Here is a 14,573-nt window from a genome sequence, read left to right on the forward strand (position 1 = left end):
CGATTAATTATATTCGTAGAATCCGCGTCCTGTTTTTTTGCCAAGCCAACCGGCTTTCACGTACTGGCGCAATAATGGGCTTGGGCGGTATTTGCTGTCGCCAAAGCCTTCATGAAGAACTTCCATGATGTAAAGGCATGTGTCGAGTCCGATAAAATCAGCCAGCTCGAGCGGGCCCATCGGATGGTTCATGCCCATTTTCATAATGCTGTCGATCGCTTCTTTCGTCGCGACGCCTTCCTGTAGCGTGAAAACTGCTTCATTGATCATCGGCATCAGGATACGGTTTGAAACGAAACCAGGAAAGTCGTTGCATTCCACTGGTGTTTTCGACAATTTCAATGTCATTTCTTCAATTGTTTTATAAACTTCATCCGTTGTCGCAAGGCCGCGGATGATTTCAACCAATTTCATGACCGGCACGGGGTTCATAAAGTGCATGCCGATAACCTGCTCCGGACGGTTCGTTGCAGCAGCAATTTCCGTGATTGGCAATGAAGACGTGTTAGTCGCCAGAATAGCGTGCTTCGGCGCCACTTCATCAAGCGTTTTGAAAATGCTGTGCTTGATTTCCATGTTTTCAACTGCCGCTTCGATGACGATATCGACGTCATGGGCGTCTTTTAAATCAAATGAAGACGTAATGCGTCCAAGAGTTTCTGACTTTTCGTCTTCCGTCATACGACCCTTTTCCACATTGCGGGAAAGGTTTTTCGTGATATTCGTAATTCCGCGCTCATACGCTTCCTGTTTCATATCATTCAACTTCACATTAAATCCAGCTTGAGCGCAGACTTGCGCGATGCCGGAGCCCATTTGTCCGGATCCGATCACCATTACATTTTGAATTGCCATTCTTATTTTGCCTCCTTAGGAACTTCGATCATGATTGCATCGCCTTGTCCGCCGCCTGAGCAGATTGCCGCAATGCCGATTCCGCCGCCACGGCGTTTCAGTTCATATGCAAGAGTCAGGATGATGCGTGTTCCGCTTGCACCAATCGGGTGTCCAAGTGCTACAGATCCACCGTTGACGTTCACTTTTTCTGCATCCAACCCGGCAATTTTCGAACTCGCCAGTGCTACAGCTGCGAATGCTTCATTGATTTCGAATAAATCGATGTCATCCAAAGATTTGCCTGTTTTCTTCAATAGCTCGTTGATGACGAGACCCGGTGTTTCCGGGAAACGGTGCGGTTCTACAGCCACTTCTGTGTGAGAAAGTACGTACGCTAATGGCGTTTTACCATCCCTTTGTGCGCGTTCTTCACTCATCAGGATAAGTGCAGCCGCTCCGTCATTGATCCCTGGTGCATTTCCGGCAGTGATTGTGCCGTCTTTGCCGAATGCCGGTTTCAGTTTTGCAAGCGCATCGGCAGTCGTGCCTTCGCGCGGCGCTTCATCTACTTCCACTCTAATCGGATCACCTTTGCGCTGCTTCACTTCGATCGCTGTGATTTCTTCAGCAAAAATGTCTTTCGATTTGATGGCGCGTTCATGTGAACGGACAGACCATTCATCTTGTTTTTCACGCGTCAAGCCGTGCTCTTCTGCTGTCGAGTTTCCGTATGTGCCCATGTGGACTTTGTCCGGATGGAATGAACACGACAATCCGTCATGAACCATTCCGTCAATAACTTGGGAATCACCCATGCGTAAGCCCCAGCGTGCTTTCGGCAAATAGTAAGGCGCGTTCGACATGGATTCCATTCCGCCGGCTACGATTACTTCTTCGTCACCAAGGCGGATGATCTGGTCTGCCATCGTTACTGAACGAAGACCTGATGCACAAACTTTATTGATTGTTTCCGATTTAACGTTATATGGAATGCCGGCTTTATAAGCGGCCTGTCTTGATGGAATCTGGCCCTGACCAGCCTGCAGAACATTGCCCATGATCACTTCCTGAACATCTTCCGGCTGGATATTTGCACGGTTCATTGCTTCTTTGATTGCTGCAGCGCCTAGGTCACTGGCTGTCAATGAACTCAGACCGCCTCCGTATTTCCCAAATGCTGTTCTTGCGCCATCAATGATAACTGTTTTTGCCATGATAAATTCTCCTCCCATTTTGTAAACGTTTTCACATGAAATAAAAAAATTTTGGATGTGCTTTTTTCTCGGAATCGACGATAAATGGTGAAAAATCGACGATAAACTCATGAAAATCGACGATAAACCTTTAAAAATCGACGATAAATACCGGAATCGCTGATAAATCAAGAAAAATCGCTGATAAACCTCTGAAAACCGCTGATAAATATTCAATGCCTCACTAGCTTCAGAGGGTTACCATTTCTAGAATTGGAGACAGGTCATACTTGCTCCTGCACCACTACGCTTCGCTCCGTTGCTTCGTCGCAAATTTTATTCGCCGAATTCCTTTCGGCGAATAAAATTGACTGAACGCTCGCTCGACAATTTCTCGTGAAAAAAGGGAGCTTTTACACTCCCTCCTCTTATCTTTCATATTATAGAATTATCCCACTTTTAGCAATGTTTATCCCGTTTTAATGGTCAGTAAGGCTCCCACTTTGCCAAGCGGTAGCTCAACTGACCCTAAAAACCCGAATGGATCAACTAACATTCAGCGGAAAAATAGACTCCGCTGAATGAAGTTTCTCTTTATTGGACAATAGTCTCTTCCGGCATCGGAGTTTCTTTGCCGAAGATCGCCATTTCAAGCAGTTCGGACACGTCATAAGTGCCTACTGTTTCTTCAACTTCTTTCGCTTTCGTTCCATCTGACAGCATTGTCAGGCAGTACGGACAACCGGAAGAAATCATTGTAGGGTTAACTTCGAGTGCCTGCTCGGTACGCGCAACGTTCACGCGGTGTCCGGCATCTTCTTCCATCCACATCAATCCGCCACCGGCGCCACAGCACATTCCGTCCTGGCGGTTACGGACCATTTCAACAAGTTCGACGCCTTCGATTGATTTCAAGATCTCACGCGGTGCGTCATAGACATCGTTGTAGCGTCCAAGGTAGCAGGAATCATGGAACGTAATTTTTTCATGTACCGGATATTGCGGTTTCAGCTTGCCTTCCTGCAATAGCTCGAACAGCATTTCGGTATGGTGGTAGACTTCAGCCTGGAAACCGAAATCAGGATACTCATTTTTGAAGATATTGTATGCGTGTGGATCGATTGTAACGATTTTCTTGATATCCGCTTTTTCAAACTCTTTGATATTCGCAGTCGCAAGTTCCTGGAACAGGAATTCGTTCCCTAGGCGGCGCGGTGTATCTCCGGAGTTCTTTTCTTTATTGCCAAGAATTGCGAATTTCACTCCCGCTTCATTCATCAGACGGGCAAATGACAGAGCGATTTTTTGAGAGCGGCTATCGAATGAACCCATTGAACCAACCCAGAACAGGAATTCGAATTCTTCTCCAGCTTTGTTCATCTCTTTGACAGTCGGGATATGAACGTCTTCACGCGCATCTCTCCAGTTTTCTTTATCTTTGCGGTTAAGGCCCCATGGATTCCCCTGCTTCTCGATGTTTGTCATCGCGCGCTGAGCATCTTTATCCATTCTCCCTTCAGTCATAACAAGGTAACGGCGAAGGTCGATGATTTTATCGACGTGCTCGTTCATTACCGGACATTGGTCTTCACAGTTACGGCAAGTCGTACATGCCCAGATTTCTTCTTCTGTGATAACGTCTCCGATAAGGCTTGGGCTGTAAAGATCATCGATGCTTACGCCTTCAGCGCCAGCAGCCATAGCCAACTGGTTTCCTTGCGTATTGCCGAATGCCATTGCAGGCACCCAAGGTTTTTTCTGGGTCATTACTGCACCCGTGTTTGTTAAATTATCACGGAGTTTTGTAATAAGGTCCATCGGCGACAGCATTTTCCCTGTACCGGTTGCTGGACACATATTCGTGCATCGTCCACATTCAACGCAAGCGTAGAAGTCGATCATCTGTGCCTGGTTGAAATCTGTGATTTTGCCGACACCAAATGTAGGCATAGCGTCTGGATCATTTTCATCCGCTTCTTCCATCTCTTCAAAATTGATCGGCTTCAAGCGGCCGACGTGATCAACACGGTGGAACCATGTGTTGACCGGCCCGAAGATCAAGTGAGCATGTTTCGATTGTGGAACATAAACAAGGAATGTTAACAGGAACAATAAATGTGCCCACCACATAACATAGAAAATTGACGCTGCCGCTACTTCCGGAAGGCCAGAGAATAGCATCGCGAATAAAGAAGCAACCGGCTCTGTCCAAGCTGTCGGATGGTTCTGCCAAATCATTCCGGCGCCATTTCCGACCAGGACTGTAACCATCAAACCGCCGATGAAAATGAGCACAAGCCCGGATTTCCAACCGCGTTTCAAACGAACCAATTTTTCAATATAACGTCTGTAGAATGCCCACACCACGGCAACCAGAATTGTTAACGTTACAATTTCCTGGAAAAACGTAAACGCCGGATACAGTGGTCCCAGCGGCAAATGAGAACCTGGTGACAAGCCTTTGATAATAAAATCGATGGCGCTTGCCTGCACCAACAGGAATCCATAGAAGAACATGACGTGGATTGTTCCACTTTTCTTATCCTTCAATAATTTTTTCTGACCAAAAACGTTGACCATGACTTTGCGGACACGTTCATTGAAATTGTCCTCAAACTCCACTTTTTTCCCAAGTTGGATGTAATCGTAGCGTGACTTCAGCAAATAAACGAATAGATAAACTGCATATATCGTCACAGCCAGGAACAAGATCCAGTTAGCAATGAGCAATGGCTCCATTGATATTCCCCCTTAAAATATATTCCAAAAAATCCTTATTCAAAGCTTACGTGAACTCCCATCGATTGTCGATGCTTAGTTCTATATTAAAATATGAATGAGCATTCAGTCAATAGTTCATTTGAAAGGGTTTTCATATTTCACCTTAATTAATAATATTATTCCACTTCTTTTCATTCACCGGGACAGAAAAAATATCACTAGTTCATACTTTGTGGACATCAATAAAACAAAAAGACATCGCCGATAGCGATGCCTTTCAATCAATAAAAGATAATGGAAAAAGAGGTTCAACCTTATACTTTTTCAACAACTCATTCTTTTCATGACTGACGCCAATCAGAACAGCTGTTGAAGGTCCGCCGGAAGCTTGAAGATCCAGGCCGTTTATCGGTGAAACCGGCTTGCCCAACATTGCTTCTATTTCAGCCTCAATTCCTTTGGACCCAATCGGCCAAAGGGTCTCGATGATTTCTTCTTTTATCAACTGGTTTAATAATTTCATATCTGCAACATGACCAGGCTTGTCCATTACATCTCTGCCTGTCAACGGCAATCCATAAACAAACCACGTTAAGTTTGTATAGCTGATTTCTCTGCTTTTCTTTCCGAGAATTGTTACCGAAATACCAGATTGAAGTGTGCTCATGTTTGTTTCGGAACTTCCTTTCATCGGAATTGGCTGCAATCCGGCTTCTTTAAAAAGTTCTTCTATGCCAGAAACATACTCGGCCCATTGTCCCGCTCCGCTGAAATTATGCAGTAATACTGCCTGTGCTTCACTGCCGGCCGCCCATTGTTCCAGCAATGCCACTCTTGCCGAGAATTTTGCCACAATGCGGTCCGGCGCTTTGATTTCGTCAAACTCTTTTTCGCCAATAGCTGCAGAATTATCAGTTGTCACGACGAGGTCATCAATGATCAGTTCATGTCGCATGGAACGATCTCCCCGCAGTCATTTTAATGATAGATGGCATAACAATCGCCGCTGCTGCTGCATTGACAGATGACGCAAACAACAGTGCCGGCACGGATGCGTAAAAAAATGCCGGCGACAGCAGAAAATAAAAAGGAACAGTTGCGATTACCCCATTGCCGAGAATGAATGCCACCCATTTGATCCAGTTTTTATTTATGTTATGCAATTTCGCAAACAACCAGACGATTGCACCCATTTCCAAAGCAATGAGGAAATGAAAAGGTCCAAGAGGCATGCCGCCAAAGAGCGTTGACAGTAAGTGGCCGAAAATCGCGATAGTGCCAGCCAGTGGAGCCGAAAAAAACAAGACGGCTATCAACGCTGGCATCGTATCGAGCGCAATCGAAGCTATACCGAGCGGAATTTTTATCATACCGCCAACTGCTGATAAGCTGATGAATAAAGCAGCCAGCACCAATTTTTTTGTCTCCATTTTATTCCTCCGATTTTTTGCCTAGTCCGCCGCCTTTGAAAACCTTAGCACTTCTGACATATTCATTGTCTGGCATACCATTTCTTGAGTTGGCTACACGGGCTGCTGCAAAAAGATAATCGGATAGCCGGTTTAAATAGCGCTGCACGACGGATGGGAATTCTTCTCCGGACTTCGTCAATGTCACCGTCTGACGTTCAGCACGGCGTGTAATTGTACGGGCGATATGGAGAGTTGCTGCTGCAGGTGAACCTCCTGGAAGGATAAAGCGTTCCAGCAATGGCGGTTCTTCCACTAACTCATCTATTCTTTTTTCCAAAATTTCCACTGGTGTTTCCGTCATTTTGTATTGGGGATCTTTACGAACATCTGCCAAATCGCCTCCACAATCAAACAACTCATTTTGAATGGCTTCAAGATCTTCCAGCAGATCGGCAAATCTTGATGGATCCAGCTCAGTCATTGCTTTTCCAATAAATGAGTTCACTTCATCAATCGTCCCGTAAGCTTCTATCCGTGGTGCATCTTTATCTGCGCGTGCTCCGATCAGACTCGTCTGCCCTTTGTCACCTGTTTTTGTATAGATTTTCACAATGATCCGCCCCTTTTATAATTTGTGGAATGCCGTACCAAATCCGCGTTATTTGTTGTGCTTCAGCGAAAAGATATTGATAGATCCTCCCGATTACATCCCGCAATTCCCGTTCAACGGGATCAATCGGCACAATGCCCCGGTTCATGTCGGTTAAAATCCAGATCTGTTCCGAACTTCCAGCCTGTTGGCTGACTTTTTTTACTTGCTGTAGAATTTCTTCTTCCGATATTTCATTTTGCAATTGCAGCTTTACCCAATTTTCAAAACCTGCAATGACAGCCGGTTCGCTGATACTCTCCGGACATATTCCTTCATACCAAGACCATTCATCCAATTTCACTTGTTGTTTCACAAATTGCCTTTTACCATTAAAGGCTCCACCGAATACGATTTGCAACTGGCTCCCTCCCCGAATGCTTTTCGATTTTCCCATATAAGTGTGTGGCAATCCCCGTGCAACGCAATTTGTTCCCGAAACGTTTGCTTTTTCGCGCGTGCCAGCAGATTCCGGAGTGGCCCCCCGTGCATGAGAATAGTAAATTCATTGCCTGCCGGCAGATTTTGCAAAGCCGCTTCGACCCGCGTTATCAAATGGTTGAAACTTTCGCCATCAGGAGGAGTATTCAAAAACGGATCATCAATCCAGTCCCGGTAGCTTTGAATATGCTCTAACTCTTTGTAGGTTTTCATTTCCCACTGTCCAAAATTGCATTCCCGAAAGTTCGGGTCTGCCTTATATTCCGCATTCGGAAACAATATCGATGCGGTTTGTCTGCAACGCAGTAAATCACTTCCCCATACTACTCTATTCATCTTATCGGATCTCGCTTTGAATGGCAGTATGGGTTCATCTGTCCAGCCTATGTATTGCTTTTTTATATTTCCGGCAGTCGGTGCATGGCGGATCAGATGAAGAATAAAATCATTATCCATAATAATAACTCAATTCCTTCCACGTAGGCTCCGAACAAATCGCCTGTGACTCCACCAAAGTTTTTATTGCACCATAGGCGGTAAAGAAAAGAGGCGATAAGAAATGCAACGAGTAGCGCAATCCCATTCTGCCACCCTGCCAAAATAATAATTGCTGCAGCCACAATAACTATCCATGCCAAGGCAAACGCTGTAATCATGGATAAGTTCGCCTTTTTTCGAAAAAAGGCAGCGAGACCAGAATTTTTGGAAGTTGAAGTCAAAGTGAAAAGAAGCAGAAGACCGATTCGGGAAATGATTGGTATTAATAAAATCATCCAAACAGACACTGAAAGAACCGTTTCAGAAATAATGACGATTTTTCCGGTTATCGTTAAAATTAATGCAATTGCGCCGAATGCCCCAATGCGCGGGTCTCCCATTATCTCCAGACGCCTTTCTTTTTCCTGATAGGAAAAATAGGCATCTGCTGAATCAGCCAATCCATCCAGGTGAAGACCGCCAGTCATGGCAATGCTAAGCAGTGTCATTAAAAATCCGACCAATAAAGAACTGGCATCAGTTGCATCCCGCAGTAATAAAGCTGCAGTTGCCAATACGCCGCCCATCAACATGCCAATCACTGGCAGTTGAATGTACATAGCGGTCACATGCTGTCGCTCCATAGGTAAATTTTTTCTGATTGGAAAAACAGAGAAAAACTGCAACGCCAGCAGCAGTCCTGTTCCTATATACTTGGCCATTGCGAGTTCTCCCTACTTTCTTTTAAATGCTATTCCATTTTCCATCTCAAATGCCTGATCCGCTTCCTGCACCAGCCACATATGAATTTTGCCCAGCCATTTCATATATTGTTCGTCACGCATAAAATCGTCCAGTATCTCATTGGAAACTATTACCATGAATTCTATTTTGCTTAAAATCTGCAATAACGTCTTCTGCATATTTCTCCACTTCAGTTCCATGCAGCCTTTTTGTTCAGCACAAGTTTGTCCGTTATCCCAGCCTTCATATAATTCATTGGCCAACCAGGTTGTTACACAATCCCATAACACAGCATCCCCGTTTTCCAGTAAAGGCAACACCTGTTCGAACTGTTTTGCCTGCTCAATCGTATGCCAGCCGTCCGTTCTCCGATCACTGCGATGCCTTTCTATGCGCTCCCTCATCTCGGTATCATCTGCCCGGCCGCTTGCCAGATAAATTTTTCTTTGCGCATCAAACTTCCGAACCATGGATTCAGCGCAGGCACTTTTTCCGCTTCGAACACCACCGCTGATAAAAATCATTTTTGCGCGAGCCATAAGGAAATCTCCTCCCTAAGCCGGTCCATCACAGCATCCGACTTCATGCCGATTCGGAACCAACGGCCGTCCATTCCTTTAAATGAATATGTATGACGCAATACGATGCCTTTTTTCAGCATATCCTGAAAAAACAGATCTGGATCTTTGCCGTCCGGCAGGCTGAATGAAAGAAAGTTAGCCTGGGAATTGGAAAAGCGGCAGTTTTCTTCTATAAAGAATTGTATCATCTTGTTCCGTTCCTTATTGGCAGCGAGCCGAATAGTTTGGCGGTAGTCTTCCAACGGAAAACAGCCGGACCCGATCGTTGCTGACAATGCATTGACATTCCAATGAGCCGCGCCTTCGGTTAATTCACTGATTTTTTTCGGCGCAGCCAATACATATCCCAGCCTTAAACCGGCAATTGCATACATCTTTGTCATCGAACGCACAATTATTACTTGAGGATATGAAGAAAGGTATTCAGCAAACGATGCTTCCTCACCAATAAAATCGATAAAAGCCTCATCTATAACTAATTCACAACCTGCAGCACAACAAGAATCTGCGATTTCTTTCAGTTTTTCCACTGTCAATAATATTCCGGTAGGATTATGCGGGTTGCAAATATATACAGCTGCACTGTTACCCAATTCCGCTTTGACTGCATCGACATTCACTTGCCAATTGTTTTCAGAGGATAATTGAATTTCGCTGATAACTGCACTTTCTGCTTCCAGAGTTTGTCGATATTCAGAAAAAGCAGGTTCCAATAAGATTACCCGTTTACCACGGTAGCGCCTGGCAAGCCATGTGAAAATTTCGGCAGCGCCATTTGCTGCAGCTATCTGGTCTGTCTCTAGTTGGTGATAAGCAGCTGCTGCTGTTCGAAAAGGTTCCGCGTGCGGATCAGGATACGCATTCAGCAACGGATAAAATCCGGACCAGTTTTCCTTTATAAATGAAGGCGGACCGAAAGGGTGAATATTATCACTGAAGTCCAGGAACTTTTCAGGAGGCTCTATACCTGACTGACTATAGAGACGCAGCGGATTCGCACCATGATTAGGCAAATTCAATGATTATTCCTCCCATCGCAAATAATATAAAAAAAGCCCATGTTGCAATCTGCATATGGGTCACTGTTTCTCTGATATGGCTTGCTTCGAGACTGTAAACCGGGTGACCCATATAAGCGCGGAACGAAGAGACGCCTCCATAGGAATTTTCGCCGCCTAATCTGATTCCCAGCTGCACCGCAGTAGCCGCTTCCAGCCAGCCGCTGTTCGGGCTCGGATGTTTCGGAGCGTAGTGGATCCACTCCTTCAAACGATCCGCGAGTGAGAGATTTCTTTTATTCCATGTAAGCATCAGGATCAAAAAACCCGTAATGCGGCTCGGTATATAATTCAGTAAATCATCCAAACGGGCCGAAGCAAATCCGAATTGCCGAAACTGCTCATTTTTATATCCCACTATTGAGTCACACGTATTGACCGCTTTATACATCCATAAACCAGGGGCACCCAACAGAAAAGCCCAAAATAAGGGAGCCGTAACCCCGTCACTGGTATTTTCCGATACAGTTTCGACTACTCCGCGTGTAATTTCGCTTTCATCCAAGTGTAATGTATCTCGTCCAACAATCCATGACAGCTTTTGGCGTGCCGCATCCAGATTGTTATTCAGCAGAGGTTTATAAACATCCTCGGCTGCAACTTGCAGACTCCTTTGCGCCAAGCCTGAAGCGATTAAAAGTGCCTCTGCCGCAATCCCCAAAAACGGATGGACCGAATAAGCCAAGAATACTGCACTATAGACAGTCACAAAAACGATGGCAATCAATGATCCCACTAACAGAAAACCGTTCCGAAAAGCATGTGGCTCTTTGTTTAATAATTCGACTGCTTTATAAATATACTTCCCGATCCAACGAACCGGGTGTGGCCAGTGCGGCGGATCTCCTATCAAACGGTCGAGCATCAAACCTATACCAATTGCGAGTATATGGTGTATCATGCCTTCTTTGCCTCCCGATACACTTTGATCCCTTCTACAGTGCATTCAAAAACGCCGCGGCCGATCAATTTACCGATTTCGGTGATTGGACCGGCATAGGGCAGATACTCCCCTTGCTGCGTTGCTGCCACTAAACAACTGTCCGTTGAAGTACCTGTTGCGATTGTACCCGTTAATGGATCTAAGACCCGCTCCTGTTGCAGCGCTTTGGTTTTCGCTTCTGTCGCTGTAATCATAGCTTGGATAAAAGCTTCTTCCGATAACGTCCCATTGACCATTATCCACGTATTGATCGTTCCTACATGCATTGTCCGTTCAACTGCTTTAGAAACATCGACTCCGTTGCCGACACCTGCTGTAACAGTGATTACAACGGTACCGAACGGGCCTTCATATTCTTTTACTACGGCATGCTCGGTTTGCACCGCTGTCATCATGCCTACCGTGTCCGTCGATTTCAATTCATTCTTTTCAATAAAACTTTTCATTTCCGCGGGGCTGTTATCAATGTTGTAAGCAGCATCGACATGGCGGTTCATAAAATTCCGGAACCAGCCAGAACCTGGATTAACGACTGCAGACGAAACAGTTTTCAACGGCACCTTGCTTCTGTAAAGAACCATTTGGGATGAAATCAAAAAATCTTCTGCTCTGACTTGAGTCAATGAAATATCTCTTTTTACATTCGGCAACAGTGTAATTTGAGGCTTAGGCAATTCCGGATGCGGATGATTGCTTACTCTGGTTCTGTAAACAGCTTCCACGTCTAGCTCCCTGACTACTTCGTGCGGTTCGCCGATGCGATAGATTTCCCCTTTATCCAACAGCAATAATTTATCGCAATACATTGCAGCCAGATTAATATCGTGAAAAATCGAAACAATGGTCAAATCTTTTTCAATAGCCTGTTTTTTTATAGTATCAAGCAATTCTTTTTGATGATTGATATCCAAATGATTGGTCGGTTCGTCGAGCAGTAAAATCGAAGCATTTTGTGCAAGAGCTTGAGCTACAAAGACCCGTTGCTGTTCACCACCCGATAATTGATCGATTTGACTCGTTTCGTAATGGCTGATATCCATCAGACGCATCGCTTCGATAACCGATTGTTCATCCTCTTTGGACCAGCTGGAAAACCAGCCGCTTTGATGCGGATATCTTCCAAGCGAAACTGTTTCACGGACAGAATGCGAAAAAGCATGGACATGAAGTTGAGGCAGAACCGCCATTGTTCTGGCGAGTTCTTTAGGCGGAAAATCGGCAATCTGCTTTCCGTCTACCGTAATCATTCCTTCTTTGACTGGCAGTACTCCGCTTATGAGTTTCATAAGTGTCGATTTCCCACTGCCATTCGGGCCCAATATTCCGAGCATTTCCCCTTTTTCCACTTCGAAAGAAACATCTTCAATAATTTTTTTATCTCCATAGCCGCCCGATAAATTTTTAATGCTAAGCATTCAATGAACCTCCCTTGCGTTGGCGGAAAAAAATATAAGCAAAAACAGGTGCACCTATAAACGAGGTGATAACCCCAATCGGCAGCTCTGTTGGAGAAATAATCGTTCTCGCTACCAGGTCACAGATGATTAATAACGATGCTCCATTGATAAATGATAAAGGCAGCAAATGACGATGATCAGATCCCCAAACAAGACGCGTCATATGGGGCACTACTAATCCGATAAACCCGATTGTACCAGAAACTGCAACTGCTGCACCGGTAAGCACCGATCCACCAATCAGTATCAATAGCTTTCTTTTTTTCACATCCACACCCAGGTGTTGTGCACGCTCTTCACCGAATAGCATAGCATTCAATTCGCGGCGATTCAGCCACAGTACAAATGAGCCAATCACAATAAAAGGCAGAGCCATCTGTACATATGGCCATCCCCGCATCGATACACTTCCGAGGAGCCAGCCGATAATCTGCCTCAGCTCCTCGCCCGTCAAAGCGATCATCAATGAAATTATAGACCCAAGAAATGAACTGAAAATGATTCCCGTCAAGATGACTGTCTCCATTTTCATTGAACGATCGACCAATTTAGCAAATCCCATAACCATGAACATGGTCAGCAATGCGCCGATCATGCTCATCACCGGTAATGTGAACGTTCCAAGAAAAGGGAGCGATATGCCGAAAAAAAGTGTCATCACGGCGCCAACAGAGGCACCGGAAGACACTCCTAAAGTGTAAGGATCGGCTAACGGATTTTTCAACAGGCCCTGGAATGCAGCCCCTGCAATCGCAAGAGCAGCACCGACAAGACCTGCCAGAACCACACGCGGCATACGGATATTCCAAAGAATATTGGCTGCCGCTGCATCTGATGCAGGATTCCATAAAACGACAGGTGAAATTGACACCGTGCCGATCGTTACACCCAGCACGATCGCTCCGCATAATAACAGCAGGGAAACGATATATGCCAGTATGTTTTTACTCACTGAAGACCTCCGGGTAAACTGCACGAGCCAGCTCAAGGAGACCTTCTGTCAAACGAGGGCCTGGGCGATTAACCGGGTCGGCATCAACGCTGTAGACAGCATCTTCTTCGACTGCGGTAACTTCCGCAAAACCGCTTCTGGTTTTGATCATTTCTTCAGCATTTTCAATATATCCGCCTTCTGTAGTAACAATGACCTCAGGGTCGGCTGCTACAATAGCTTCCGGATCCATGCTGACCCAGCCTTCCTGATCACCGGCTACGTTCTCAGCGTTAATGATTTGGAGCATCTCATCCATGAAAGTTCCAGAGCCAGTTGTATAAATCTCAGGATCACTGCCCACTTCCACAAAAACAGATTTCGTTTCTTCTACATTGCTTGCTTGCTCTGAAATCTCATTAACCTGTACTTCCATTTGCTGTACAATTGCATCGGCTTCTTCCGTAGCTCCCGTAGCTTGGCCAATTACAGTGATTGTGTCATAGACTTCTTCAAAACTTTCTGCATTGTCGACAACAAATACAGTGAGTCCTGCTTCAGTAAGCTGATCCAATCCTTCAGTTCCAGCACCAAGTCCCGACTCGTGAGCAAAGACAATATCCGGTTCCAGACTGATTATTTTTTCCACGTTGAATTCCATGCCACCAATTTTCTCTACATCAGCTGTTTCTTCCGGGTAATTATCAAAATCGGAAACGCCTACTATCTTTTCGCCTAATCCCAATTCATAGGCTATCTCTGTATTGGAAGGGATCATGGAAACAATCGCCTGCGGCTCTTCCTCAATCACTACTTCTTCACCCGTAGCATCCACCAATGTTACCGGGAATTCCGCTTCCGCAACTTCTGTCGGCGGTTCTGCCGGTGTTTCGATTTGCTGTTCTTCATTCGCCGCGTCTTCTCCGCCGCATCCTGCAAGCAGCACTGCTGCGAGTCCTGCACTCATACCGAATTTCCAAAATTTCTTCATGTTGTATTCCTCCAATGTGTTTGTTGTTTGCGGTTCAGCACCGAATCAGCGGAGGGGGTACCGCTGATTCGAGGCTGAACCGGCTTTCCGAGCTAAGCGGGCGCTTCCGCTTTTCTAGTGTCCGGTCTCCAACGGCCC

At 45.4% G+C, this 14,573-nt stretch carries 15 protein-coding genes; all 15 read right to left on the reverse strand.

Features of this window, described 5'->3' with window-relative positions; translation table 11 throughout:
* Positions 1-3: 3 nt before the first annotated feature.
* Positions 4-855 (reverse strand): 3-hydroxybutyryl-CoA dehydrogenase, encoded by an 852-nt coding sequence (locus DP120_RS00505; protein WP_112221233.1) that lies wholly within the window; start codon positions 853-855, stop codon positions 4-6.
* Between the two features lie 2 nt (positions 856-857).
* The gene (locus DP120_RS00510) at positions 858-2,051 is read right to left on the reverse strand and encodes an acetyl-CoA C-acetyltransferase (protein WP_112221234.1); all 1,194 of its coding nucleotides are present in this window, start codon (positions 2,049-2,051) and stop codon (positions 858-860) included.
* A 573-nt stretch (positions 2,052-2,624) separates the two neighbouring features.
* Complete coding sequence (locus DP120_RS00515) at positions 2,625-4,769, reverse strand: (Fe-S)-binding protein (protein ID WP_112221235.1); 2,145 nt, start codon at positions 4,767-4,769, stop codon at positions 2,625-2,627.
* Between the two features lie 259 nt (positions 4,770-5,028).
* On the reverse strand, positions 5,029-5,706 hold the full coding sequence (locus tag DP120_RS00520) for an alpha-ribazole-5-phosphate synthase (protein ID WP_112221236.1): 678 nt from the start codon (positions 5,704-5,706) through the stop codon (positions 5,029-5,031).
* Entirely contained in the window at positions 5,696-6,181 is a 486-nt protein-coding gene (locus DP120_RS00525) for an ECF transporter S component (RefSeq protein ID WP_112221237.1), read from the reverse strand. Before DP120_RS00525 ends, DP120_RS00520 begins: the two co-directional genes overlap by 11 nt.
* 1 nt (position 6,182) lies before the next feature.
* Positions 6,183-6,773, reverse strand: coding sequence for a cob(I)yrinic acid a,c-diamide adenosyltransferase (locus DP120_RS00530; protein WP_112221238.1), 591 nt, complete (start codon positions 6,771-6,773; stop codon positions 6,183-6,185).
* Positions 6,748-7,128 carry a bifunctional adenosylcobinamide kinase/adenosylcobinamide-phosphate guanylyltransferase gene (locus tag DP120_RS00535; RefSeq protein ID WP_240611930.1) on the reverse strand — a complete coding sequence of 127 codons (381 nt, stop codon included), beginning with the start codon at positions 7,126-7,128 and terminating at the stop codon, positions 6,748-6,750. The genes DP120_RS00530 and DP120_RS00535 overlap by 26 nt, the downstream gene beginning before the upstream one ends.
* A complete protein-coding gene (locus DP120_RS00540; protein WP_112221240.1) occupies positions 7,125-7,709 on the reverse strand; it encodes a histidine phosphatase family protein in 585 nt (194 codons plus the stop codon). The genes DP120_RS00535 and DP120_RS00540 overlap by 4 nt, the downstream gene beginning before the upstream one ends.
* Complete coding sequence (cobS, locus tag DP120_RS00545; protein ID WP_112221241.1) at positions 7,682-8,452, reverse strand: adenosylcobinamide-GDP ribazoletransferase; 771 nt, start codon at positions 8,450-8,452, stop codon at positions 7,682-7,684. The genes DP120_RS00540 and cobS overlap by 28 nt, the downstream gene beginning before the upstream one ends.
* A gap of 12 nt (positions 8,453-8,464) precedes the next feature.
* Positions 8,465-9,013 carry a bifunctional adenosylcobinamide kinase/adenosylcobinamide-phosphate guanylyltransferase gene (locus DP120_RS00550; protein ID WP_112221242.1) on the reverse strand — a complete coding sequence of 183 codons (549 nt, stop codon included), beginning with the start codon at positions 9,011-9,013 and terminating at the stop codon, positions 8,465-8,467.
* A complete protein-coding gene (locus DP120_RS00555) occupies positions 8,995-10,074 on the reverse strand; it encodes a pyridoxal phosphate-dependent aminotransferase (protein ID WP_112221243.1) in 1,080 nt (359 codons plus the stop codon). Before DP120_RS00555 ends, DP120_RS00550 begins: the two co-directional genes overlap by 19 nt.
* Entirely contained in the window at positions 10,061-11,014 is a 954-nt protein-coding gene (gene cbiB, locus DP120_RS00560; protein ID WP_112221244.1) for an adenosylcobinamide-phosphate synthase CbiB, read from the reverse strand. The genes DP120_RS00555 and cbiB overlap by 14 nt, the downstream gene beginning before the upstream one ends.
* A complete protein-coding gene (locus tag DP120_RS00565) occupies positions 11,011-12,471 on the reverse strand; it encodes an adenosylcobinamide amidohydrolase (protein WP_112221245.1) in 1,461 nt (486 codons plus the stop codon). The genes cbiB and DP120_RS00565 overlap by 4 nt, the downstream gene beginning before the upstream one ends.
* Complete coding sequence (locus DP120_RS00570; protein ID WP_112221246.1) at positions 12,464-13,465, reverse strand: FecCD family ABC transporter permease; 1,002 nt, start codon at positions 13,463-13,465, stop codon at positions 12,464-12,466. Before DP120_RS00570 ends, DP120_RS00565 begins: the two co-directional genes overlap by 8 nt.
* The gene (locus DP120_RS00575; RefSeq protein WP_112221247.1) at positions 13,458-14,435 is read right to left on the reverse strand and encodes an ABC transporter substrate-binding protein; all 978 of its coding nucleotides are present in this window, start codon (positions 14,433-14,435) and stop codon (positions 13,458-13,460) included. Before DP120_RS00575 ends, DP120_RS00570 begins: the two co-directional genes overlap by 8 nt.
* Positions 14,436-14,573 lie beyond the last annotated feature (138 nt).

The sequence above is a fragment of the Planococcus halotolerans genome, from assembly GCF_003289955.1.
Classification (GTDB): Bacteria; Bacillota; Bacilli; order Bacillales_A; family Planococcaceae; genus Planococcus; species Planococcus halotolerans.

Bases quoted from the DNA above. Each gene is read 5' to 3' on its own strand.
- DP120_RS00550 (WP_112221242.1), bottom strand. From the start codon at position 9,013: ATGGCTCGCGCAAAAATGATTTTTATCAGCGGTGGTGTTCGAAGCGGA.
- DP120_RS00520 (WP_112221236.1), bottom strand. From the start codon at position 5,706: ATGCGACATGAACTGATCATTGATGACCTCGTCGTGACAACTGATAAT.
- DP120_RS00510 (WP_112221234.1), bottom strand. From the start codon at position 2,051: ATGGCAAAAACAGTTATCATTGATGGCGCAAGAACAGCATTTGGGAAA.
- DP120_RS00540 (WP_112221240.1), bottom strand. From the start codon at position 7,709: ATGGATAATGATTTTATTCTTCATCTGATCCGCCATGCACCGACTGCC.
- cbiB (WP_112221244.1), bottom strand. From the start codon at position 11,014: ATGATACACCATATACTCGCAATTGGTATAGGTTTGATGCTCGACCGT.
- DP120_RS00515 (WP_112221235.1), bottom strand. From the start codon at position 4,769: ATGGAGCCATTGCTCATTGCTAACTGGATCTTGTTCCTGGCTGTGACG.
- DP120_RS00575 (WP_112221247.1), bottom strand. From the start codon at position 14,435: ATGAAGAAATTTTGGAAATTCGGTATGAGTGCAGGACTCGCAGCAGTG.
- DP120_RS00565 (WP_112221245.1), bottom strand. From the start codon at position 12,471: ATGCTTAGCATTAAAAATTTATCGGGCGGCTATGGAGATAAAAAAATT.
- DP120_RS00525 (WP_112221237.1), bottom strand. From the start codon at position 6,181: ATGGAGACAAAAAAATTGGTGCTGGCTGCTTTATTCATCAGCTTATCA.
- DP120_RS00505 (WP_112221233.1), bottom strand. From the start codon at position 855: ATGGCAATTCAAAATGTAATGGTGATCGGATCCGGACAAATGGGCTCC.
- cobS (WP_112221241.1), bottom strand. From the start codon at position 8,452: ATGGCCAAGTATATAGGAACAGGACTGCTGCTGGCGTTGCAGTTTTTC.